Source organism: Elizabethkingia miricola (assembly GCF_001675285.1).
Lineage (GTDB): Bacteria > Bacteroidota > Bacteroidia > Flavobacteriales > Weeksellaceae > Elizabethkingia > Elizabethkingia miricola.
Genome location: NZ_LSGQ01000008.1, coordinates 48,245 through 55,092, shown reverse-complemented (window position 1 = coordinate 55,092; position 6,848 = coordinate 48,245). Strand labels below are relative to the sequence as shown.

At 33.4% G+C, this 6,848-nt stretch carries 6 protein-coding genes and 1 rRNA gene; 5 read left to right on the top strand and 2 right to left on the bottom strand.

Annotated elements, in window-relative coordinates:
• Positions 1-88: 88 nt before the first annotated feature.
• Positions 89-196 (top strand): 5S ribosomal RNA (gene rrf / locus ATE49_RS09985).
• 445 nt (positions 197-641) lie between these two features.
• Positions 642-779, top strand: a complete 138-nt coding sequence (locus ATE49_RS20350; RefSeq protein ID WP_168189527.1) for a hypothetical protein — start codon at positions 642-644, stop codon at positions 777-779.
• A gap of 53 nt (positions 780-832) precedes the next feature.
• On the opposite strand, the gene ATE49_RS09980 is transcribed toward ATE49_RS20350, so the two are convergent.
• Both ATE49_RS09980 and lipB read right to left on the bottom strand, forming a co-directional pair.
• Complete coding sequence (locus ATE49_RS09980; protein WP_065082051.1) at positions 833-2,140, bottom strand: dihydrolipoamide acetyltransferase family protein; 1,308 nt, start codon at positions 2,138-2,140, stop codon at positions 833-835.
• Between the two features lie 465 nt (positions 2,141-2,605).
• Complete coding sequence (gene lipB / locus ATE49_RS09975) at positions 2,606-3,319, bottom strand: lipoyl(octanoyl) transferase LipB (protein ID WP_059322596.1); 714 nt, start codon at positions 3,317-3,319, stop codon at positions 2,606-2,608.
• 161 nt (positions 3,320-3,480) lie between these two features.
• On the opposite strand from lipB, the gene ATE49_RS09970 reads away from it, so the two are divergent.
• From ATE49_RS09970 to ATE49_RS09960, 3 genes are all read left to right on the top strand, one after another.
• Positions 3,481-4,161 (top strand): response regulator transcription factor, encoded by a 681-nt coding sequence (locus ATE49_RS09970; protein ID WP_065082050.1) that lies wholly within the window; start codon positions 3,481-3,483, stop codon positions 4,159-4,161.
• Positions 4,158-5,528 carry a sensor histidine kinase gene (locus ATE49_RS09965; protein ID WP_065082049.1) on the top strand — a complete coding sequence of 457 codons (1,371 nt, stop codon included), beginning with the start codon at positions 4,158-4,160 and terminating at the stop codon, positions 5,526-5,528. Before ATE49_RS09970 ends, ATE49_RS09965 begins: the two co-directional genes overlap by 4 nt.
• Positions 5,529-5,606: 78 nt before the next feature.
• Complete coding sequence (locus ATE49_RS09960) at positions 5,607-6,848, top strand: TolC family protein (RefSeq protein ID WP_233174442.1); 1,242 nt, start codon at positions 5,607-5,609, stop codon at positions 6,846-6,848.

Below are 6,848 nucleotides of genomic sequence, written 5' to 3'. Positions count from 1 at the left end.
ATGTTGGTAGTTATAGGTTAAGAGTAATTGGATAGAATCCGATAACCATATACCGATAACGAACAACTAAATAATATATAACAAACTTTAGGGTGGTTATAGCGGTGGGGCTCACCTGTTCCCATTCCGAACACAGAAGTTAAGCCCACCAGCGCCGATGGTACTGCTAACGCGGGAGAGTAGGTCGCCGCCAGTTTTTATTTTTGAAAAGCCTTTGCATAGTCATGCAGAGGCTTTTTCGTTTTTAGTACTTATCACTTATCAGTCATCACTTTTTATTCTTGATATTGAAAACAAATACTGAACACAAAATGAATAGAATAGTTACGTAAGCTATAGGGATTATTGTAAACACGTAATTTATAAGACTTAAGGTTATAAAACTATAATAACCATAAGACCTATTAGCCTTACAAACTTATAACTTTCTGATTATAAATAATATATAGTTGAAAATAAATAATACAATTCTAATCCGTGAGAATCGAGTATACTGATATAGGATAAGGAAAACTTATTTTTATAAGATTTTCAGAGATTAATTATACAGCTAAATATTTTTACTTGTTTATGGTTATCCTCAAAATAATATAATAATGTCGCCATACTTTTGATTGTATAACAAATTCAATTTTAAAGTTATGACTACAAAATTTATTAAACCCGGACCTAAGCCTAATAAGCCAGACGGAACTCCGGATAGAAGAAGGAGGGTAACCCCAGAAGTAAAACCTAAGCATCCAGAATTAAAACCACATAAGCATAAACCTGGCGCATAAATAAAAATCCCCGATAATTTTATCGGGGATTTTTTATAGTATATTTTCTGATTTTAGACTTCTGTATTCAGATCCCAATTTTGAAGATAATCATGAACATGCTTTAGGAACATTCCTCCTAAAGAACCATCTACTACACGGTGATCGTAAGAGTGGCTCATGAACATAAGATTTCTGATTGCAATAACATCTCCGTCCGGAGTTTCTAATACTGCAGGTTTCTTAACGATAGCACCTACAGCTAAAATTGCAACCTGTGGCTGAGGAATAATAGGAGTACCCATTAAGTTTCCAAAGCTTCCTACATTAGAGATAGTATAAGTTGCGCCTTGTGTATCTTCAGGTCTTAATTTTTTATTTCTTGCTCTGTAAGCTAGGTCATTAATTGCTTTTGCTAAACCAGAAAGAGAAAGCTGATCTGCATTTTTAATTACCGGAACAATAAGATTACCATCCGGAAGGGCAGTAGCCATACCAATATTGATGTTTTTCTTTTTAATGATTTTGTCACCATCAACAGAAACGTTGATTAATGGGAAATCCTGAATAGCTTTAACAACTGCTTTTATGAAAATCGGCATGAAAGTTAGTTTTTCACCTTCACGTTTTTCGAAAGCAGATTTGTGTTTGTTTCTCCATTTTACAACATTGGTAACATCAGTTTCAATAAATGAAGTTACGTGTGGTGCAATCTGCTTAGCTTTCACCATGTTTTCAGCGATAATTTTTCGCATTCTGTCCATTAGAACAATCTCATCTCCTGCAGCAACAGGGATTGTAGATGTCGGAGTAGATACCGGTGCGCTTTTAGCAGCTACTGATGTAGTTGTTGGTGTTGCAGCATTACCTCTGTTAGAAAGGTATGCCAGGATATCTTCTTTTGTAATTCTGCCTTCAAGGCCAGATCCTTTAATAGACTTTAGCTCTGCTTCAGTAATATTCTCCTGCTGCGCGATAGACTTAACTAATGGAGAAAGATATAAATCTGTACCTGATAATGAATCTGTAGCTACAGTCTGTGCAGCGATAGGCTGCATTAGTTCTTTTTCTACTTCTGGTTCAATAACAGTTGGAGTTGCAGCAACCGAAGCTTCTGCAGTAATATCAGCATTTCCTTCCCCGGCAACTTCTAAAATAGCGATAGCCTCACCAACTTTTGCTACTTCATCTTTTTGCTTTAAAATCTTTACAATTTTACCGGAAACAGGAGTCGGAACATCGGAATCAACTTTATCGGTCGCAATTTCTACAACGGAGTCGTCTTCACTTACTGTGTCGCCTTCGTTATACAACCATGTGATAATTGTCGCTTCCATCACGCCTTCTCCCATTGAAGGAAGTAATAATTTATATTCTGCCATAATTACTTTTTCTATATTTTACAAATATAATCAAAAAAACAGTTGTTGCAAATAATTTAATTTAGAGAGCTTTTTTTTGAAAAAAATATAATTAAAAATTCTAAATAAATAGTTCAAGTATTTGCAAAATAATTATTAATCGGGGGAGTATAAAACTATAATCTAAAAAGAATAAAAGAATTAGAAACAAAATAAATAATAGTATTTAGTATTATTATATCTTGATTAAATAGTAAATCTACAGCTTTCGAACTTACAATTTATAACTTATATTCTCTTTTATATTTACCGATATTATAGGGTTTGACCTCTTTTGGGTCCATATGAATGAATAAAGATAAATGTTATTTTCTGATGATTCTGAAAAAGGAATATTCTGGTATAAATACATTCCTCAAAAAGAACCTTTGTAATTACAATTCGCTCTAGAATTTCAAAAGTAAGAAATTTTACAGCTACTAAATACTATATCCATTCAGTTTGGAATACCTCCTGAAAATGTTTTTTAATTTTTAATTTTACTTCTTCTATATCAACCTCCCTTTCCAGTTCTCTTTTAAGAGATGTTACCTGTTTGTCTTTTATACCACAAGGAATAATATATTCGAAATAGCGAAGATCCGTATTTACATTTAATGCAAAACCATGTATTGTAACCCAACGACTGGCTTTCACACCCATTGCACAAATCTTTCTAGCATATGGTTTACCAACATCCAGCCAAACACCTGTTTCTCCTGGAGAACGCTCTCCTTTTAGCCCATATTCGGCAATAGTCCGGATAATAATTTCTTCCAGCTCCCTCATATAACGGTGAATATCTGTATAGAAATTTTCAAGATCCAAAACAGGGTAGCCTACAATCTGGCCATAGCCATGATAAGTAATGTCTCCGCCACGGTTTGTTTTTACATAAGTTGCGTCAATTTCTTTCAGCATATCATTATTAGCAAGCATATTTTCTTCGTGTCCACTTTTTCCCAATGTATAAACGTGCGGATGTTCAACAAAAAGGAGATGGTTTTCTGTTTCTGTTGTATCTTCCGGCTGAAGCTGTCTGTTATTTATTTTGATATCTATATTACTCTTCAGGAGCTTTTCCTGATAGTCCCAAGCAGATTGGTAATCCAATACACCAAGTTCCTGAAAAATAACATTATGATTGATTTTAGAATTCATTTTTCGTAAAAATTTCTATACAAATTTAAAGGTTTTGTAAAGGGAATGCAAGTATATTCATTGGGAAAAACTATCTCTGTATTCGATAGCTTATTTTGTATAATTTTACAAAATAGAAATAGTAACCATGTTATTTTATAAATTTGTAAAAAAGACTTTCAATGCGAGTATTACTTTTGGAGGATGATTTAGTTTTATCATCAGAGATTTCGACTTTCTTAGCATCTAATGATATTTTGTGTGAGACATCGTCCGATGGGGAGGAGTTTCTGACGAAAACTACCGGGGCGGCTTACGATATCTATCTTCTGGATATTAATGTACCTAAGATAAATGGATTGGAAGCTACACAAATTGTAAGAGATACAGATCCCAATACTCCGATCATTATTATTTCTGCCTACGATGATATTTCAGATAAAAAGGAAGCTTTTTTACGTAAAGCAGATGATTATCTTGTAAAACCTTTTTTACTTGAGGAACTTCTATTGAGAATAAATTCTTTGCTCAGAAGGAGAGAAGCACCCAAAAAAGAGGAAGAAAAAATAGTCATTGATGATCTTGAAATTCTTCCTGCAGATGGTAAAGTATACAGAGATGGAACAGAAATAAGCCTTACCGTAAGGGAATTCCAGCTTTTGATGCTTTTGGCTAATGCCAACGGAAGAACCCTGTCTAAGCAACATATTTCTGATCAGGTATGGCAGAATCATTTCCAGACAACCAATAATACTATTGAGGTTTATATTAACTTTCTTCGAAAAAAAATAGATAAAGATTTTAAGCATAAACTAATCCATACCCGTCCGGGCTTCGGATATTATCTTGCCAGTCTGAAATGACTTTAAAACGTAAAATAGCATTTAACTTTAGTATAGCATATTCTCTGATTTTTGCAGTAGTAATGGCTATTATTTACTATACCAGTTATGACTTCAGGAAAGAAAAATTTCTTGAAAGGATGCATAATAAGCTGGAATTTACGATACAGCTTATTTTAAAAAATGAAAACGTTGATGTTAAAGGTGCTAACTTTGAAGTTGATGAAATTGAGGATGAATTATTCCACGATGAAACATTAATCTTTAACAGTAATAAGAAGCTTATCTACAGTACTGTTAAGGATGAAAATATTACATGGGATGGAAACTTACTGGATCAGCTGGATCAGACAAGTGAGGTGCATATCCAGAATAAAGACAGGGAATTACTGGGGGCTCATGTAAAAATTAGAGACAAAGTCTATTATATTCTGGTAACTGCACGTGACCGTACGGGGCAGCTTAAATTAGACTTTTTAAAATATGTATTGATCATAACATATCTTATTACCACAGTCTTTGTCTGGATCTTCAGTTATAATTTCGTTAAAAAGCTGCTGACTCCTTTAGATAAATTTACCAGGCAGATTACGGAAATTACGGCTCATAAACTGACGACTAAATTAGAAGAAAATAAGTCTGAAGATGAGATTAGTGTTCTTGCAAGAGCTTTTAATACGATGATGATTCGTATTAATGATGTTTTTCAGGCACAGAAAGAGTTTACAGCAAGTGCATCACATGAAATCCGTACCCCATTAACAAGGATTACATTTCAGCTGGAGAATCTGAGTAATAAAAGTGATATTCAGCCCGAGACTAAAACTACATTACAGAACGTTACAAAAGATATTCACCAGTTATCTGATTTAACGAGCTCACTTATCCTGCTTACAAAATTTGACAGAGAAAATATTCAGCAAATTTTTAAAGAAGAACGTATTGATGAGATTATTTTTGATGCCTACGAAGTTGTTCTAAAAACTTATCCTCAGTTATATCTCGATTTTAAAATTAATGAAAACGAGGAACTGACATTGGCTGTAAGGGGAATCAGATCATTACTTGAAATAGTCTTTATCAACCTGTTCAAAAATGCAGTTTTATATAGTGATAATGCGGAAGTATCTGTTTCTATACACGAGACAGATAATGAACTTCGTGTTACTATGGAGAATAATGGACCTGTTATTCCGGATGAAGACAGAAATAAATTGTTTGAAGCTTTTATAAGAGGTCAAAATTCACAAAATATCAATGGTTCCGGTCTGGGATTAAAGATTGTGCAACGTATCCTGGAATATCACAAGGCAAATATTTATTATTCTTCTAATTCTAACATTAATATTTTTACATTAATATTTCCTAGACATTCGATAAATAAGTAATTTTAAGCATATTTTAAGGTGAAATTAAGATTGTTTTAAAAATGTAATGACACTTTTGTAATGTTTAAAAAATATAAAATGAAAAAATGTATTCCGTTTTTTCTGTTAACATCTGTATTTGCTTATAGCCAGCAGCGGATGACAATAGAAGAATGCGAAGAAGCATTCCGTAAAAACAACCTGGAATTATTGGCCCAGCAATATAATATCAATCTTGCAGATGCAGATATTATTCAGGCTAAAATCTGGGATCTTCCTGAAGTAACTTTTCAGGCAAATGCCTATAATCCTGAGGGGAAAAAGTTTTTTGATATTGGGAGAAGCAAGAACGCCACTATCCAGCAGCTTATTTATTTAGGAGGAAAGAAAAAAAATGAAATAGAATTTGCTAAATCCAATAAAGAGCTTGCTCAGCTGCAATTCAGTCAACTCTTAGCAGATCTTAGATCTCAAATGAGGGAAACTTATTATGCACTGTACTTTGAAGAGAAAAAACTTCAGAGTGTAGATATCCAGCTAAGGTATATGAATGATCTGTTGGAAGCATATAGAATACAAACTCAGAAAGGAAATACTTCGCTAAAAGATGAAGTAAGATTACAGTCTGTAGTTATTAATCTGAATAATGATAAGGTTACTATTAATAACAATATCCTTCAACAGCAGCAAAGTATGAAAGTACTTACCGGTATTAATGATACTATGCTTACCGGTTTTGCAGATGAAGAAGCAAACAAACTTATGGCCATGCAGCCATTGATGACTGTTGACGAGATTAAACAAAAGGCTCTGGATAATAATGCAGATTATCTTTTCTCATTAAAAACAATTGATAACAATAAAACATTTCTGAAATGGCAAAAATCTCTTAATGTACCGGATATTAATGTCGGTGGGGCTTGGAGCCAGAACGGAGGAACCTATAATAACGAAATCGATTTTACAATTGGTATCCCTATTCCTTTATGGAAAAAGAATAAAGGTAATGTTGTAAGGGCTCAGGTTCAGATTGAACAAAGTCAAAAAACAGTTGAAATGAAAAAGCAACAACTGGAAACACAACTTGACATGGCATATCAAACATGGCAAAACCAATATCAGCAATATTTCACTTTGAAGCCACAGGATATGGATAATCTTGAAGTTGTTTATCAGGGAATTCTGAAAAACTTTCGGAAGGGTAATGTCAGCCTGATAGAATTTACAGATTTTACAGATAGCTATAGACAAACTATTTTGCAGCTGTACGAGATGAAAAAACAAATCATGATTTCTGCAGAAGAAATTAATCATTTAACACAATCCAAAATCTTTTACTAG

Excerpts from the sequence above, each read along its gene's own strand:
- ATE49_RS20350 (WP_168189527.1), top strand. The coding sequence starts at position 642 with ATGACTACAAAATTTATTAAACCCGGACCTAAGCCTAATAAGCCAGAC.
- ATE49_RS09980 (WP_065082051.1), bottom strand. The coding sequence starts at position 2,140 with ATGGCAGAATATAAATTATTACTTCCTTCAATGGGAGAAGGCGTGATG.
- lipB (WP_059322596.1), bottom strand. The coding sequence starts at position 3,319 with ATGAATTCTAAAATCAATCATAATGTTATTTTTCAGGAACTTGGTGTA.
- ATE49_RS09970 (WP_065082050.1), top strand. The coding sequence starts at position 3,481 with ATGCGAGTATTACTTTTGGAGGATGATTTAGTTTTATCATCAGAGATT.
- ATE49_RS09965 (WP_065082049.1), top strand. The coding sequence starts at position 4,158 with ATGACTTTAAAACGTAAAATAGCATTTAACTTTAGTATAGCATATTCT.
- ATE49_RS09960 (WP_233174442.1), top strand. The coding sequence starts at position 5,607 with ATGAAAAAATGTATTCCGTTTTTTCTGTTAACATCTGTATTTGCTTAT.